Origin of the sequence: Pseudonocardia sp., from assembly GCF_025965585.1 — a bacterium.
Lineage (GTDB): Bacteria > Actinomycetota > Actinomycetes > Mycobacteriales > Pseudonocardiaceae > Pseudonocardia.
Genome location: NZ_JAOPWR010000064.1, coordinates 25,228 through 39,328, shown reverse-complemented (window position 1 = coordinate 39,328; position 14,101 = coordinate 25,228). Strand labels below are relative to the sequence as shown.

At 71.7% G+C, this 14,101-nt stretch carries 13 protein-coding genes; 10 read left to right on the top strand and 3 right to left on the bottom strand.

Annotation, left to right across the window (positions count from 1 at the left end):
- Together JWR81_RS04050 and JWR81_RS04045 are read right to left on the bottom strand one after the other, a co-directional pair.
- Positions 1–381, bottom strand: a 381-nt coding sequence (locus tag JWR81_RS04050; RefSeq protein ID WP_297646701.1) for an AAA family ATPase, incomplete at its 3' end; no start/stop codon positions are given.
- Positions 382–400: 19 nt separating this feature from the next.
- On the bottom strand, positions 401–862 hold the full coding sequence (locus JWR81_RS04045; RefSeq protein WP_297646699.1) for a hypothetical protein: 462 nt from the start codon (positions 860–862) through the stop codon (positions 401–403).
- A gap of 636 nt (positions 863–1,498) precedes the next feature.
- On the opposite strand from JWR81_RS04045, the gene JWR81_RS04040 reads away from it, so the two are divergent.
- The 5 genes from JWR81_RS04040 to JWR81_RS04020 all read left to right on the top strand — a co-directional run bounded on the left by JWR81_RS04040 (position 1,499) and on the right by JWR81_RS04020 (position 8,385).
- Positions 1,499–3,343 carry a phosphoenolpyruvate carboxykinase (GTP) gene (locus tag JWR81_RS04040; RefSeq protein ID WP_297646697.1) on the top strand — a complete coding sequence of 615 codons (1,845 nt, stop codon included), beginning with the start codon at positions 1,499–1,501 and terminating at the stop codon, positions 3,341–3,343.
- 277 nt (positions 3,344–3,620) lie between these two features.
- Positions 3,621–3,908, top strand: a complete 288-nt coding sequence (locus tag JWR81_RS04035) for a DUF3311 domain-containing protein (RefSeq protein ID WP_297646695.1) — start codon at positions 3,621–3,623, stop codon at positions 3,906–3,908.
- Positions 3,905–5,566, top strand: a complete 1,662-nt coding sequence (mctP, locus tag JWR81_RS04030; protein WP_297646693.1) for a monocarboxylate uptake permease MctP — start codon at positions 3,905–3,907, stop codon at positions 5,564–5,566. Before JWR81_RS04035 ends, mctP begins: the two co-directional genes overlap by 4 nt.
- A 257-nt stretch (positions 5,567–5,823) precedes the next feature.
- On the top strand, positions 5,824–7,716 hold the full coding sequence (locus JWR81_RS04025; RefSeq protein ID WP_297646691.1) for a hypothetical protein: 1,893 nt from the start codon (positions 5,824–5,826) through the stop codon (positions 7,714–7,716).
- 90 nt (positions 7,717–7,806) lie between these two features.
- Positions 7,807–8,385, top strand: a complete 579-nt coding sequence (locus tag JWR81_RS04020; RefSeq protein ID WP_297646689.1) for a peroxidase-related enzyme — start codon at positions 7,807–7,809, stop codon at positions 8,383–8,385.
- A 343-nt stretch (positions 8,386–8,728) separates the two neighbouring features.
- On the opposite strand, the gene JWR81_RS04015 is transcribed toward JWR81_RS04020, so the two are convergent.
- On the bottom strand, positions 8,729–9,262 hold the full coding sequence (locus JWR81_RS04015; protein WP_297646687.1) for a hypothetical protein: 534 nt from the start codon (positions 9,260–9,262) through the stop codon (positions 8,729–8,731).
- Positions 9,263–9,389: 127 nt separating this feature from the next.
- Between JWR81_RS04015 and JWR81_RS04010 the strand changes: the two genes are divergently transcribed.
- The 5 genes from JWR81_RS04010 (at position 9,390) to JWR81_RS03990 (ending at position 14,099) form a co-directional block, all read left to right on the top strand.
- The gene (locus JWR81_RS04010; protein ID WP_297646685.1) at positions 9,390–10,484 is read left to right on the top strand and encodes a glycosyltransferase family 4 protein; all 1,095 of its coding nucleotides are present in this window, start codon (positions 9,390–9,392) and stop codon (positions 10,482–10,484) included.
- Positions 10,485–10,507: 23 nt separating this feature from the next.
- Positions 10,508–11,146 carry a hypothetical protein gene (locus JWR81_RS04005; RefSeq protein ID WP_297646683.1) on the top strand — a complete coding sequence of 213 codons (639 nt, stop codon included), beginning with the start codon at positions 10,508–10,510 and terminating at the stop codon, positions 11,144–11,146.
- Positions 11,147–11,407: 261 nt separating this feature from the next.
- A complete protein-coding gene (locus JWR81_RS04000; RefSeq protein WP_367278725.1) occupies positions 11,408–11,710 on the top strand; it encodes an antitoxin in 303 nt (100 codons plus the stop codon).
- Between the two features lie 219 nt (positions 11,711–11,929).
- Positions 11,930–13,123, top strand: coding sequence for a pyruvate dehydrogenase (acetyl-transferring) E1 component subunit alpha (pdhA, locus tag JWR81_RS03995; protein WP_297646681.1), 1,194 nt, complete (start codon positions 11,930–11,932; stop codon positions 13,121–13,123).
- Position 13,124: 1 nt separating this feature from the next.
- Positions 13,125–14,099, top strand: a complete 975-nt coding sequence (locus tag JWR81_RS03990; RefSeq protein ID WP_297646679.1) for an alpha-ketoacid dehydrogenase subunit beta — start codon at positions 13,125–13,127, stop codon at positions 14,097–14,099.
- The last annotated feature ends 2 nt before the right edge of the window (positions 14,100–14,101 follow it).

Sequence of the window (14,101 nt, the reverse complement as noted above, 5' to 3'; positions counted from 1 at the left end):
GGCGGCCGGCACGGGGTGCGCCCGGGCGCGGTTGCGGGCCCGGCACTCCGCGGCGAGCGTGTCGAATGCGACGGCGACGCAGGCCGTCCCTCGGGAGCGGGCCAGGTCGCGCCACCGCGCGCGGCGTCCGGCGTCGAGGCCGGTCGTGTCGATCACGGTGGTGAGGCCGCGCGCCACGCGGCGGGTGACGATCTCGTCCAGCAGCGCGAACGCGTCGTCACTGGCAGCGATGTCGTCCTCGCCCGCCCCGATGACGGCGCGCAGCCGGTCGCTCGACACCACCGCGCCGGACGGGAAGTGCTCGGCGGCCCACGTGGACTTGCCCGACGCCACCGGGCCCACCAGCACCACCAGGCAGGGCGACGGCAGGCGCAGGGTCACCCGGTGAGTGTGCCGTTCGTCAGGGCTGGTTCGGTGTGGCCGGTCGGGTGGTGGTCTCGGGGTAGGCGGGCGGCGCGAGCTGCTCCGACGGCGGCCGGGTGTCGACGCCGCGCTCGGCGAGCCGCTCCGACACGTGTTCGGAGATGTCGTCGGCCCGGCGGCGCTCCCGCACCCGGATGAGCACGAGCATCGAGATGCCGTAGGCGACGCCCAGGATCAGCAGCACCACGCCGAGCCGCGCGACGAACGTCTGCAGCGGGCTGGCGAAGGTCAGGTCGACGACGGAGATGATGGCGAGCACGCCGAGGGTGATGAGGTGGAACAGCACCGAGAGCAGCAGGTTCACCGACCGGGTGACCGACCGGTCATGGAACACCTCCTGCAGGAAGGGCTCGCCTGCCGTCACCAGGAGCCGCCCGACCAGGAACGTGAGAGCGATCGCCACCACGAGCAACGTGACGTACAGGGCGGTTGCACTCATCAAGGCCTCCCGGCTGTGGACGTAATGTCGATTTTACGCTGGTCAGGCCGATTTCCGCAGGACGCAGCGATATCGCCGGCCGTGACCGCCACCTCCGCGGCGCCGCAGGGCGAGGCCGCCGGGCTGCTCCGCCTGCACACCGTTCCCGAGCTCCTCGTCATCGTCGGTGACGCCATCTCCGCATCCGTGGTGCCGCCCCGCCCGGCTGCCGCGCGATCGCCGGCGCCGACCACTCCGTCGGGTACCCGGACGGCGAGTTGGATACCCGCCGAGCTCATGATCGACATCGCGGGCGCGTCGCGGCTCCGTGGGTCTGCCGGTCACGGCCGACCGCGAGTCCGGTCACGGCGACCCCGGCGAGGTCCAGCCGCTGAACGGACGGTCCGTCCCTGGCGCCTGCGGCGCTCGTCACGTGTGGCGGCCGTCTCGCCGAATTGCGTCGGGAAAACGCTTACGCGCTTTCTGAATCGATTACATGATCGGTCTTGTGAGTCAATCGACAGTTGCCGGTGGTGGGGATGGAGGCGGGCCGCCTGTACCGTCGGATCTCATCTTTCACCTGCACACCCGGCCAGGACGGTTCGGGTGTGCGCAGCATTCCCCGCGGCCGGGGCGCCGGCCAGAAGTGAGGACGATATGACTGCAGCAACCGTGCCAGGGATCGACCAAGCCCCGACCGAGAATGCGCGGCTGCTGTCCTGGGTCCGCGAGGTCGCGGAGCTCACCCAGCCCGAGCGCATCGTCTGGTGCGACGGCTCCGACGAGGAGTGGGACCGCGTCACGTCCCAGCTCGTGGAGGCGGGGACGTTCGTCAAGCTCAACGAGGAGACGAAGCCCAACTCCTTCTGGGCCGCCTCCGACCCCGACGACGTCGCCCGCGTCGAGGAGCGCACCTTCATCTGTTCCGTCCTCGAGGAGGACGCCGGATCCACCAACAACTGGATGGACCCGGCCGAGATGAAGGCCACGATGACGGAGCTGTACCGGGGCTGCATGCGCGGCCGGACGATGTATGTCGTCCCGTTCTGCATGGGGCCACTCGACGCCGAGCAGCCCTTCCTCGGTGTGGAGGTCACCGACTCCGAGTACGTCGTCGCGTCGATGAAGATCATGACCCGGATGGGTGCCTCGGTGCTCCCGCTGCTCGACGGCCCCGCGGGCGACCGCTTCGTGCCGGCCCTGCACTCCGTCGGCGCCCCGCTGGAGCCCGGCCAGGCGGACGTCGCGTGGCCGTGCAACGAGACCAAGTACATCTCCCACTTCCCGGAGACCCGCGAGATCTGGAGCTACGGCTCGGGCTACGGCGGCAACGCGCTCCTGGGTAAGAAGTGCTACGCGCTGCGCATCGCCTCGGTGATGGCCCACGACGAGGGCTGGCTCGCCGAGCACATGCTGATCCTCAAGCTGATCTCCCCCGAGGAGAAGGCGTACTACGTCGCGGCCGCGTTCCCGTCGGCCTGCGGCAAGACCAACCTCGCGATGCTGCAGCCGACCGTCCCCGGCTGGCGCGCCGAGACGGTCGGTGACGACATCGCCTGGATGCGCTTCGGCGAGGACGGCCGCCTCTACGCGGTCAACCCCGAGTACGGCTTCTTCGGTGTCGCGCCCGGCACCAACTGGAAGACCAACCCGAACGCCATGCGCACCATCGAGAAGGGCAACTCGCTCTTCACGAACGTCGCCCTGACCGACGACGGTGACGTCTGGTGGGAGGGTCTCGAGGGTCCGGGCGGGGGGGACGAACCACACAAGCACCTGAGGTCGTGGACCGGCCAGGACTGGACGCCGGACTCGGACTTCAACGCCGCGCACCCGAACTCGCGCTACACCACGCCGATCTCGCAGTGCCCCGTCGTGGCGCCCGAGTGGGAGGACCCCAAGGGCGTCCCGATCTCGGCGATCCTCTTCGGCGGGCGCCGCAAGACGACGGTTCCGCTGGTCACCGAGTCCCGCGACTGGCAGCACGGCACGTTCATGGGCGCCACGATGTCGTCGGAGAAGACGGCGGCGGCCAAGGGCGGGCTCGGCGAGGTCCGACGCGACCCGATGGCGATGCTGCCGTTCCTCGGCTACAACGCCGGCGACTACTTCCAGCACTGGGTCAACGTCGGCAAGGGCGCCGACGCCGACAAGCTGCCGAAGATCTTCTACGTCAACTGGTTCCGCCGGGGCGAGGACGGCCGGTTCCTGTGGCCCGGGTTCGGTGAGAACTCCCGCGTGCTGAAGTGGGTCATCGAGCGCATCGAGGGCAAGGCCGCCGCCACCGAGACGGCCATCGGCTACGTGCCCACGTCCGACCAGATCGACCTCGACGGCCTCGACACGCCTGTCGCCGACGTCGACGAGGTCCTGTCGGTGGACATCGAGGCCTGGAAGGCCGAGATCCCGCTGATCGAGGAGTGGTTCGACAAGGTCGGCGAGAAGCTGCCGACCTCGATGCGCGACGAGCTCGAGTCCCTCAAGCTGCGCCTCGGCATGTAGCACCCGTTCGTCCCCTCCGGCCCGTCGCGACCGTTCGCGGCGGGCCGGAGGTGTGTCCGGACCGACGTGATCGCCGGCTGCCACCCGCTCACAAGATCGTCCGACGGGCCCGTGGCCGTGCGGAGCACCGCTCGGCGTCCCGAACCGATGATCATCGGCTGCCCGGTCACCACCCGGAGATGTCGTGACCACATCGCGTCGTCCGATCGGGGACATTCCGCGCTCGGCGACCTACCATCGCCCCGTCCACGATCGCTGCGATCCAGCGGGAGCACGCATGTCAGAGTCGACACCCGATGAGAGCGACGAGGGGGAGGGCCTGCGCTGGAACGCGTGGAACCTGCTGCTCCTCGTCCCCTTCCTCATGCTCGTCACGCCGTGGTTCAACACGGTGGAGCCCCGTCTGTTCGGGATGCCCTTCTTCTACTGGTCCCAGTTCGCCTGGGTCCCGGTCGGGGTGATCTGCGTGGCGATCGTCTACCTGAAGACGCGTGACCCGAACGAGCGGGTCGCGCCCGGCACCGCCGCCGAGGTCGACGAGCTGGACGAGGGGAGCGTCCGATGATCCAGTGGACCGAGCTGGTCGTGTTCGCCGTGCTGTTCGTGGCGGTCACGGTGCTGGGCTTCGTGGCGTCGCGCTGGCAGCGCGGGTCCTCGCTGGACAATCTCGACGAGTGGGGCCTGGGCGGGCGCAGGTTCGGCTCGTGGGTCACGTGGTTCCTCGTCGGCGGTGACCTCTACACCGCCTACACGTTCGTCGCCGTGCCCGCGCTGCTGTTCGGCGCCGGTGCCGTCGGCTTCTACGCGCTGCCCTACACCGTGGTGCTCTACCCGCTGGTGTTCCTGCCGGTGGTACGGCTGTGGTCGGTGTCGCGGGTGCACGGCTACGTGACGCCGGCCGACTTCGTGCGCGGCCGCTACGGCTCGTCGATCCTCGCGCTGTTGGTGGCGATCACCGGCCTCGTGGCGACCATGCCCTACATCGCGCTGCAGCTCGTGGGCCTCGAGGCCGTGCTGCGCACCATGGGCCTCAACGGCAGCGGCATCCTCGGCCACCTGCCGCTGCTCGTGGCGTTCGTCGTGCTGGCGGTCTACACGTACCAGTCCGGCCTGCGGGCGCCCGCGCTGATCGCGTTCGTCAAGGACTTGCTGATCTACATCGTGATCCTGGTGGCCGTGATCTATCTGCCGACGAAGCTGGGTGGCTGGGAGTCGATCTTCGGCTCGGCCAAGGCGAAGTTCGACGCCACGCCGGCTCCGAGCGACGGCGTGCTGCTCAACGCCGACAACCAGCTGCAGTACATCACCCTGGCGCTCGGGTCGGCGCTCGCGCTGTTCCTCTATCCGCACTCGGTGACGGGCATCCTGGCCTCGCGCGGCCGCAACGTGATCAAGCGGAACATGATGGCGCTGCCGGCATACTCGCTGCTGCTGGGCCTGCTGGCGCTCCTGGGTTATGTCGCGGTCGCGGCCGGCACGAAGCCGATCACGAACAACGCCACCGGCCGCCCGGACACCAACACGATCATCCCGGTGTTGTTCGACACCCAGTTCGGGTCGCTCTTCGCCGGCATCGCGTTCGCGGCCATCGGCATCGGCGCGCTCGTGCCGGCTGCGATCATGTCCATCGCCGCGGCGAACCTGTGGACGCGCAACATCTACAAGGAGTACCTGCGGCGCGGCGCCACGCCGCGGCAGGAGGCGCGCCAGGCGAAGCTGGCCTCGCTCGTGGTGAAGTTCGGGGCGGTGCTGTTCGTGCTGCTCATCGACCCACAGTTCTCCATCGACCTGCAGCTCATCGGCGGCGTGATCATCCTGCAGACACTGCCCGCGGTGGCGATCGCGCTCTACACGCGCTGGCTGCACCGGTGGGCACTGGTGGCGGGCTGGGTCGTCGGTATGGCCTACGGGCTCTACCTGCTCTACATCATCCCCAACCCGGCCAACGGCAAGCTGCACTTCGGCGGCTCGGCGCTCGCGCTGGCCAAGCTGACGGTGTTCGGCTGGCACCCGTTCGCGGGATCAGCGGTGCAGATCTACGTCGGTTTCGTTGCGCTCGTGGTGAACCTGGTCGTGGCGATCATCGTCACACTGGGCCTCCGGGCGGGGCGCGTCGCCGAGGGTGTCGACGCCACGCGCCCCGGTGACTACCACGCCGACGAGGGCTCGGACCGTATCAGGCCGATGCCCGAGCCGGTGGCCGACGAGGCCGTCCGCAGCTGAATCGACCGCTCGTCGCTGCAATAGGACCGCTCGCCGAGAGGGGTGGCCCGCCTGGGCGTGTCGTGCACTCTTCGCTGCGTGACACCGCCTGTTCACATGGTGGTTCACTCGTACGGGTGACCAGACACCGCTGAGAGTGACCGTTCAGGCCTTCGGCGATTGCCGGTACGCCCTCCTGGGGTGCAACATTCTGTGGGCAGCAGCGATACGAAGGGTGACCGTCGCCACTTGGGCGTCGGCTGGCGGAGGTGACGAGGGTGTTGCATGTCGGACCGGCGGCAGCCGACAAGGGCGACGACGCCGATCTCGCCGTCTTCGTCGACCGTCTCGCGGCCGCGGGATCGGACCGTCCCACCACGCTCGCCCGCCGGGCGATCCGGAAGGTGATCGCGGGCGGCTACTCGCCGCCCGGGCTGCGCCGCCTCGCCGAGTCGCTCGCCGCGTCCGTGTCGGAGCTCCCGCCACCGCCGCGCAGGCCGTCCGAGGACGCCGGCTCGGTCGTGTCGGCCATGCGTAGCAACGGCCTCGTGGTCCTCGAGGACTTCGACGCCGCCGCCGTGGCCGCCGCCGTGTCGTCGCTCCTGGCCGACGGCCGACGCGTGGTCGTCACCGGGTCCACCGTCGCCGAGCTGGCGGAGGTCCGGCACAGCCTGCCCGCCGAGGTCCTCGACCGCGTGGTCGACCAGCTCCCCGCGCTGACGCCCGGCGAGATCCGCGAGCTGCGCACCCTGCTGGTGATGTCCACCCCCGCGCGCCGCTCGCGCGGTGGTCAGGTGCTGCCCGACCCCGCGTTCCTCCCGGACGTCCACGAGGTGGCGCGGCTGTGCACGCTCGCCGGTCGCCGCGCCGCGTCCGCGTCCGGGGCGGGGCTGATCCCGTCGCTGCTCGGCGACCTCGAGTCCGAGCGCCGCGAGGCCGTCACCTCGGTGGCCCGCTGCGTGGACCGTTCGCTCAGCGGGATGCCCCGGCGCGACGTCGGCGGCTGGGCCTGGACGCTGCTGTCGGACCTCATCTACGGGCGGCACCGCCCCGTGTTCGACCAGATGCTGGAGGACACCGCGCAGTCGGTGACCGCGCTCGACCGCACCCGGCAGGCGCCCGCGGTGCAGGTGGGGGCGCCGCTCCAGCCCGGATCGGCCGACATCCTGCGCCGCTACCGCGAGTACCTCGAGTCGGGCGGCCGCTCGCGCCCCTACTTCCGCTCGCCGTTGCAGCGGTCGGTCCAGCCGATCCTGCGCATGCTGCGCGTGGGCGGCCGGATCCCCGAGACCGAGCAGGACATCGTCCGCGTCATCGACCACATCGAGGTCGGCGAGCGCCTCTCCCGCATCGACGCGAGCTGCGCCGAGACCGGCATCGCGGCCCCGCGCAACGAAGCCGAGCTGAACGCCCTGGCGGACGGCCTGGTGCGCGTGGCCGCTGCCGCGCGGTCGGTCGGGGCGCTGCGTCATGACGTGCTGTTCATCGCCGCCGACTCCCCGCTCTCCGTGCCGGACGTCGACACGGCGGAGCAGGTGGCCCGGGCGATCCTCGACTACGCCGAGCACGGGTCCAGCGACGAGGCCCACGCCCGCCTCGAGCGGATGGCCTCCGAGCTCGCCCGCCACTGCCCGGCCGACGCCATGTCGCCAGAGCACCGCGACGCCGTGGCCGCCCTGCGCGCCCGTGACCTGGCCGGCTACCTCCGGGCCGTCGAGGCCCTCGGCGGCGCCCGCCGGGAGCAGCAGGACGAGGCCCGTCAGGCCGACCTGCTGCGCAGCCTCTCCGACTGCGCCCCTCGCCTCGCGACGGCCTGGGGCACGCTCGGTGAGCACGGCCCCTCGGCGCTCGGGCTGGCGAGCTTCACCCCGATCGACGCTCTCCTGGCGGAGGTCCCGGCGGCGGACAGCGCGGATGTCGTGGTGGTGCTCGGTGCGCCCCGTCTCGGGGTGGAGCGTCTCCTGCTCACAGCGGTGGCCCCGCGGATGATCGCGGCTGTGGCCCCGGGTGAGCGCCCGGACGGCGCCCCCACCCTGCTGAGCGTGCTGCAGCGGGCGTCGGCGCTGGTGATCCGCGGCCGCGCCCCGGCGCAGAACGCTCGCGTCGTGCCGATGCTGGCCGCTCCGGCGTCCCGGATGCAGGCCGCCCCGGTGGGCCAGGCGGGCGCCTGATCGCGGCGTCCCCGCAGCTCGGCCGCGTCCCGTGGGTCCATGCCGCATACCGGCTGGATGATCCACGGGACACGGCCTAACGTCGTGGCCATGACCGACCACCCGGTGAGCCGATTCGGCCACGTCGAGCTCGAGGACATGCCCGCCGACCTGAAGGCGCGGATCGGCGCCGTCGCGGAGAAGTCGGGCTTCGTGCCCAACGTGTTCCGGGCGCTGGCGCGCCGTCCGGCCGAGCTGCGGGCCTTCCTGGACTACCACGACGCGCTGATGGAGTCGTCCGAAGGGCTGAGCAAGGCCGAGCGCGAGCTGGTGGTCGTGGCCACGTCCGGGGCCAACAACTGCACGTACTGCGTGGTGGCCCACGGCGCGATCCTGCGGGTGCGCACCAAGGACCCGGAGATCGCCGATCGCGTCGCCACCAACCCCTACGGGGTGGAGCTGAGCCCGCGCGAGCGCGCCATCGTCGACCTGGCGCTGCTCATCGCGGCCGACTCCGCCGCGCTCACCGAGGCCGAGCTCGACGACGCACGGCTCGCCGGCCTGTCGGAGGACGAGATCTGGGACGTCGGCGCGATCACGGCGCTGTTCGCCATGTCGAACCGGCTCGCCCACCTGACCGCATTGCGCCCCAATCCGGAGTTCTTCCTGATGGGGCGCCTGCCGCGCTGACGGCCGGCCGATCACGCACGAGATCGCTGCCGGCCGCACTCCGACACCTCTCGAACGGGCGGTGCGGTGCGGCGGGTGGTGATCATGGTTGGACGAGGGCCGCCGGCCGCGCATGATCACCGTCAACCGCACGCCACCGCCCTGGGCAGGATCGTGAGGTGCGGCGAGGGCTGATCACGGCCGGCGCGGCGGCTGCCCCACTGCTCATGATCGCTGCGGACCGCACAGCGCGTCCCGCCGCGGGACCATGACATGCGGTGGAGCGCGATCACGGACGCTCCCCGCGCTCCGTCAGGCAGCGGAGCGCGTCGCGTGAGTGGGGCAGGCCGGCCGGATGCGGCCGTCACTCGCAGCCGATGCCGTCCTTGTCGGCGTCGAGGCCGTAGACGTCGGTGCCGGTGACCGTCACCGGGCCCTCCACGTACGACGGGCCGTTACCGGATCCACCCTGGCAGTCCACGTCCTTCGGGTCGTTCGGCACGCACGGCGTGTAGTTGCTGTTGCAGCCGCTCGCCGCCGACGCGACGGGCAGCGGCTTCGGTGCCGGCTTCGGGGCGGGCTTGGGTGCAGCGGGGGCGACGGTCCGCGCGGGCTTCGGCGCGGCGGCGCGGGTCGTCACGGGCACGCGACGGGCCGGAGGTGCCGACGGCACGGCCATGGCGGGCTCGACCACCGGCTCGGCGGTGGCCGTCACCGGCGCGGAGGTCGGCGCGGTGGTGGCGGACGTCGTGGGGGCGGTCGTGGGCGCGGTGGTGGCGGCCATCGCCGCGGAGAGCGCAGGCCGGGCGGCGGGTTCCACCGTGCCACAGGCCACGGCCGAGACGGCGAGGACCAGGGCGCCCGCGACGGCGGTGGCGGCGAGATGTAGTCGGTTCACAGCACGTGCATCGTTCCGGTGCGCTCGTCCGTTGCGCTCCAGACGTCCGTTTCATCAGCGGAGATGACGACGGCCCCGGCAACGCGCCGTTCATCCCAGCACAACATCGGCGGCGGACCATGCGCTCATGTCGAACCTGTTCGGGCGGCGGGCGGCGATCCTGTCCTATCGCCTCGGTATGGCGGACGGCGTATCCGTGACGGCCGGCCAATGGGTCCGCGCGCTGCGCCGGCTGGGGGTACGGGTGCGGACGGTGGCCGGTGACGGGCGCCCGGACGTGCTGATCAGGAGCCTGGCGCTGGAGTCGCGCCGACCTCCGACGCGACGCGAGCTCGCGGCGGCGCTCGACGACGTGGACTTCGTGGTGGTCGACAACGTCTGCTCGCTGCCGATGAACAGGGGAGTCGGCGAGGCGGTGGCCGGCTACCTGCGCGGCCGCCCGGCCGTGCTGCGCCACCACGACCTGCCGTGGGAGCGCGCGCAGTACGCGGGGTTCATGACCTGGCCCCCCGACGACCCGGCGTGGCGGCACGTCACGATCAACGAGCTGGCGAGGCATTCGCTCGAGGAGCGCCGCGGCATCCCCGCCACCACGATCTACCACGGCTTCGACGAGCGGCCCTGCCCCGAGCAGCGCGACGCCGTGCGCAGGCGGCTGAAGGTGGGCGACGAGCCTCTCGTGCTGCAGCCGACGCGGGCGATCGCGCGCAAGGGCATCGACCTCGGGCTGGCGCTGACGGCCGCGGTCGGCGGCACCTACTGGCTCACAGGTCCCGCCGAGGACGGCTACCAGGCCGAGCTCATGGAGGTGCTGCGGTCCGGTGGGGTCGCGGTCCGCCGGCGGCTTCCGTTCGGGGTCCAGATGCCCGGTGCCTACGCGGCCTGCGACGCGGTGGCGCTGCCGTCGTCGTGGGAGGGGTTCGGGCTGCCGCTGATCGAGTCGGCGCTGCACCGCAAGCCCATCGCCGTCGGCGACTTCCCCGTGGCGCGCGAGCTGGAGGCGTTCGGCTTCCGCTGGTTCGACGCCCGCGATCCCGCCCGGCTGAAGGCGTTCCTCGACGATCCGGACGAGGGGCTGCTCGACCACAACGAGGCCATCGCCCGCGCCCACTTCGGCATCGACGCGCTGGCCCGGCGCCTGGACCTGCTGCTCTCGGGGCAGCCGATGTGCCCGCACTCGGGCGCGCCCGAACTACCGGTCTGCAAGTGCCTGACGGCCTAGGGCCGCCGCACTAACCTGCGGGCGTGCCGCGCCGCAACCGGGTCGATCCCTTCGGGGACCTGCACGCGGTGGCGGCGCGCGGGCTGTTCACGGGCAACCGCGGCTGCCTCGTGGACGCCGACGAGCGCGTCGTCCGCCACCACCGCGGCACCCTGTGGATCACGTGCGTCACGGCGTTCCGCGGCCGCCGGGTGGGTCTCGCCCGTCCCGGCCGGTGGACGCCCCTGTTCTTCCTCGACGACGCCGTCGCACTCGCGGCGGGCCACCGCCCGTGCGGGGAGTGCCGGTACGCGGACTACCGCTCCTACCTCGACGCGGTGTCCGCCGCCCGGGGTGAGCCGGTCCGCGCCGGCGACCTGAACCGGTTGCTCGCGGTCGAACGGCTGCGCCGCGGCGGCGGGCTGGAACGGGCGTCCGACCGTCGTCCGTGGACGGCCCCGTCCTCCGGCCTGCCCGACGGCACGGTCGTCCTGCACGACGGCCCGCGGCTCGTGCTGCACGACCGGCTGCTCGCGTTCACCTTCGACGGCTGGCGCGATCCCGTGCCCCGTCCGGGCGGGGAGCTCGTGGTCCTCACCCCTCCGACGTCCGTCGCGGCGCTGGTCCACGGCTTCGTCCCGGAGCTCGGGTATTCCGCGCGACTGCCGGGAGGCGATCGTTGACGCACGATCGCGCGAGGCCGGATCAGGTCACTTCGCATCGGGTCATGCCCTGGTGAACGGCACGCACGAGCAGATCAACGGGGGATGCTGCCACCTTGCCGCCTTTCGTACGCCCGATCGTGGGTCACCGTTGCATGTCATCTCCCTGCGTGGTCCTTTTCGAGGCGAGTGTGCCATCCGGGCCTACGGTGGGTACCCAGGAACCACGAGGCGCCATCGGCGCGTTGGTATCCCTGAGATCACCCACGACGGAGGACTGCAATGCCCCTGTTCCGCAAGCTGGCCACCCTCGCGACCGCGGCCGAGGCCGCCCGCCGGTATGCCAAGAAGAACCCGGACAAGGCGGCCAAGTACGTCGACCAGGCCGCCCAGTTCCTCGACAGGCAGACGAAGGGGAAGTACTCGGGCCAGATCAGCGGGGTGGCGTCGAAGGCGAAGAGCGCCGCCGGCATCCGCCCGGCACCCGGCCACGCTGCGGCCGGCAACGGCCACGGCCCCGGCGCGTCCGGTCTGGGCACGGCGCCGGAGTACCGCAAGCCCTCCCCCGGCGCCGTCCAGCCCTAGCCACCCCAGGCTCCACCGTCCGGCCCGCCTCCCCGCGAGGCGGGCCGGACGCGTCTGCGGGTCGGGCGGGCGCAGCGCTGCCCCGGGCGGGTGCCACGTGCCAGGATGCGGAGGAACGCCGCGTCCACGGCTCCTTCACCCGGGAGTCTCTGGGCGCGGCCGAGTAGCCCGCGCCGGCCACGAACCGGGCGCGGGTCCGCCGAGCACGAGGAGGTCCCCGTGTCCGTACCCCAGTCCTGGACGCCCGCCACGTCCGCCACCACCGCCGCCACACCCAGCCGCGATCACGTCGTCGCCGGACTGAAGGCCACCGACGAGGGCGGCGCCGATCTCGTCCAGCTCCTCACCCCCGAGGGCGTCCGGGTGCCCGACCAGCGGTTCGACCCCTACGCCGAGGACGTCGACCTCGCCACGCTGCAGACCCTCTACCGCGACATGGTGCTGGTGCGCCGCTTCGACCGCGAGGGCAACGCGCTGCAGCGCCAGGGCCAGCTGGGCATCTGGGTGCCGCTGCTCGGCCAGGAGGCGGCGCAGATCGGCGCGGGCCGGGCGCTCGCGCCGCAGGACATGGCGTTCCCGTCCTACCGCGAGCACGGCGTGGCCTGGACGCGCGGCGTCGACCCCACCGAGCTGCTCGGCATCTTCCGTGGCACCGACCACGGCAGCTGGGACCCCAAGGCCACGAACTTCCACCTGTACACGATCGTCATCGGCAACCAGTGCCTCAACGCCACCGGCTACGCGATGGGCCAGAAGTTCGAGGGCAAGGTGGGTGACGGCGACGCCGCCGAGGCCACCATCTGCTTCTTCGGCGACGGCGCCACCAGCCAGGGCGACGTGCACGAGGGCTTCGTGTGGGCCGCCGTCTACGACGCGCCGGTCGTCTTCTACTGCCAGAACAACCAGTGGGCCATCTCCGAGCCCACCGAGCGCCAGTCCCGCGTGCCGCTCTACGAGCGCGCGAAGGGCTACGGCTTCCCCGGCATCCGCGTCGACGGCAACGACGTGCTCGCCTGCCTCGCCGTCACGCGCTGGGCGCTGGAGGAGTGCCGCACGGGCAACGGTCCGGTGCTCGTGGAGGCGTTCACCTACCGGATGGACGCCCACACCACCTCCGACGACCCCACCCGTTACCGGCTCGCCGACGAGCTGGAGCTGTGGAAGCTCAAGGACCCCATCGAGCGCGTGCGCGTGAACCTCGTGCGCGAACACGGCGTCGGGCAGGAGTTCTTCGACGGGATCCAGGTCGAGTCCGACGAGCTGGCCGCGCGGTTCCGCCGGTTCTGCGTGGACATGCCGCCACCCGCCCCCGATCGGATGTTCTCGGAGGTCTACGCGGAGCCGTCCCCGGTCCTCGAGGAGCAGCGCGAGGCGTACCTCGCCTACCACGCGTCGTTCGAGGGTGACGTCTGATATGGCGACGCTGACGATGGCGAAGGCGCTCAACGACGGCCTGCGCGCCGCGATGGAGCGCGACCCCAAGGTCCTGGTCATGGGCGAGGACGTCGGCAAGCTCGGCGGCGTCTTCCGCGTGACCGACGGGCTGCAGAAGGACTTCGGTGAGCAGCGCGTGCTCGACACCCCGCTCGCCGAGAGCGGCATCATCGGCACCGCGGTGGGTCTCGCGATCCGCGGCTTCCGGCCCGTCTGTGAGATCCAGTTCGACGGCTTCGTGTTCCCCGGCTACGACCAGATCGTCTCCCAGCTCGCGAAGCTGCACTTCCGCTCGCAGGGCCGGGTGCCCGTGCCGGTGGTGGTGCGCATCCCGTTCGGCGGCGGCATCGGCGCGGTCGAGCACCACAGCGAGTCGCCCGAGGCGCTGTTCGCGCACGTCGCGGGCCTGAAGGTGGTCGCCTGCTCGAATGCGAGCGACGCCTACTGGATGATCCAGCAGGCCATCGAGAGCGACGATCCCGTGATCTTCTTCGAGCCCAAGCGGCGGTACTGGGAGAAGGCGGAGGTCGACCTCGACCTGGAGTCCCAGCCGTTGCACACCTCCCGTGTGGTCCGGCCCGGCTCCGCGCTGACGCTCGTCGGTTACGGCCCGGTGCTCAAGACCTGCCTGGAGGCCGCCACCGCCGCCGAGGCCGACGGCCAGGACCTCGAGGTGATCGACCTCCGCACGCTCTCCCCGCTGGACCTCGGGCCCGTGTACGACTCGGTGCGCCGCACAGGCCGGCTCGTCGTCGTCGCGGAGGCGCCGTCGGAGGTGTCGGTGGCCGCCGAGGTGGCCGCCAAGGTGCAGGAGCGGTGCTTCCACTCGCTGGAGGCGCCCGTCCTGCGCGTCACGGGGTTCGACACCCCCTACCCGCCGTCGAAGTGCGAGGACGAGTACCTCCCCGACCTCGACCGGGTACTGGACGCCGTCGACCGCTCGCTGGCGTGGTGACC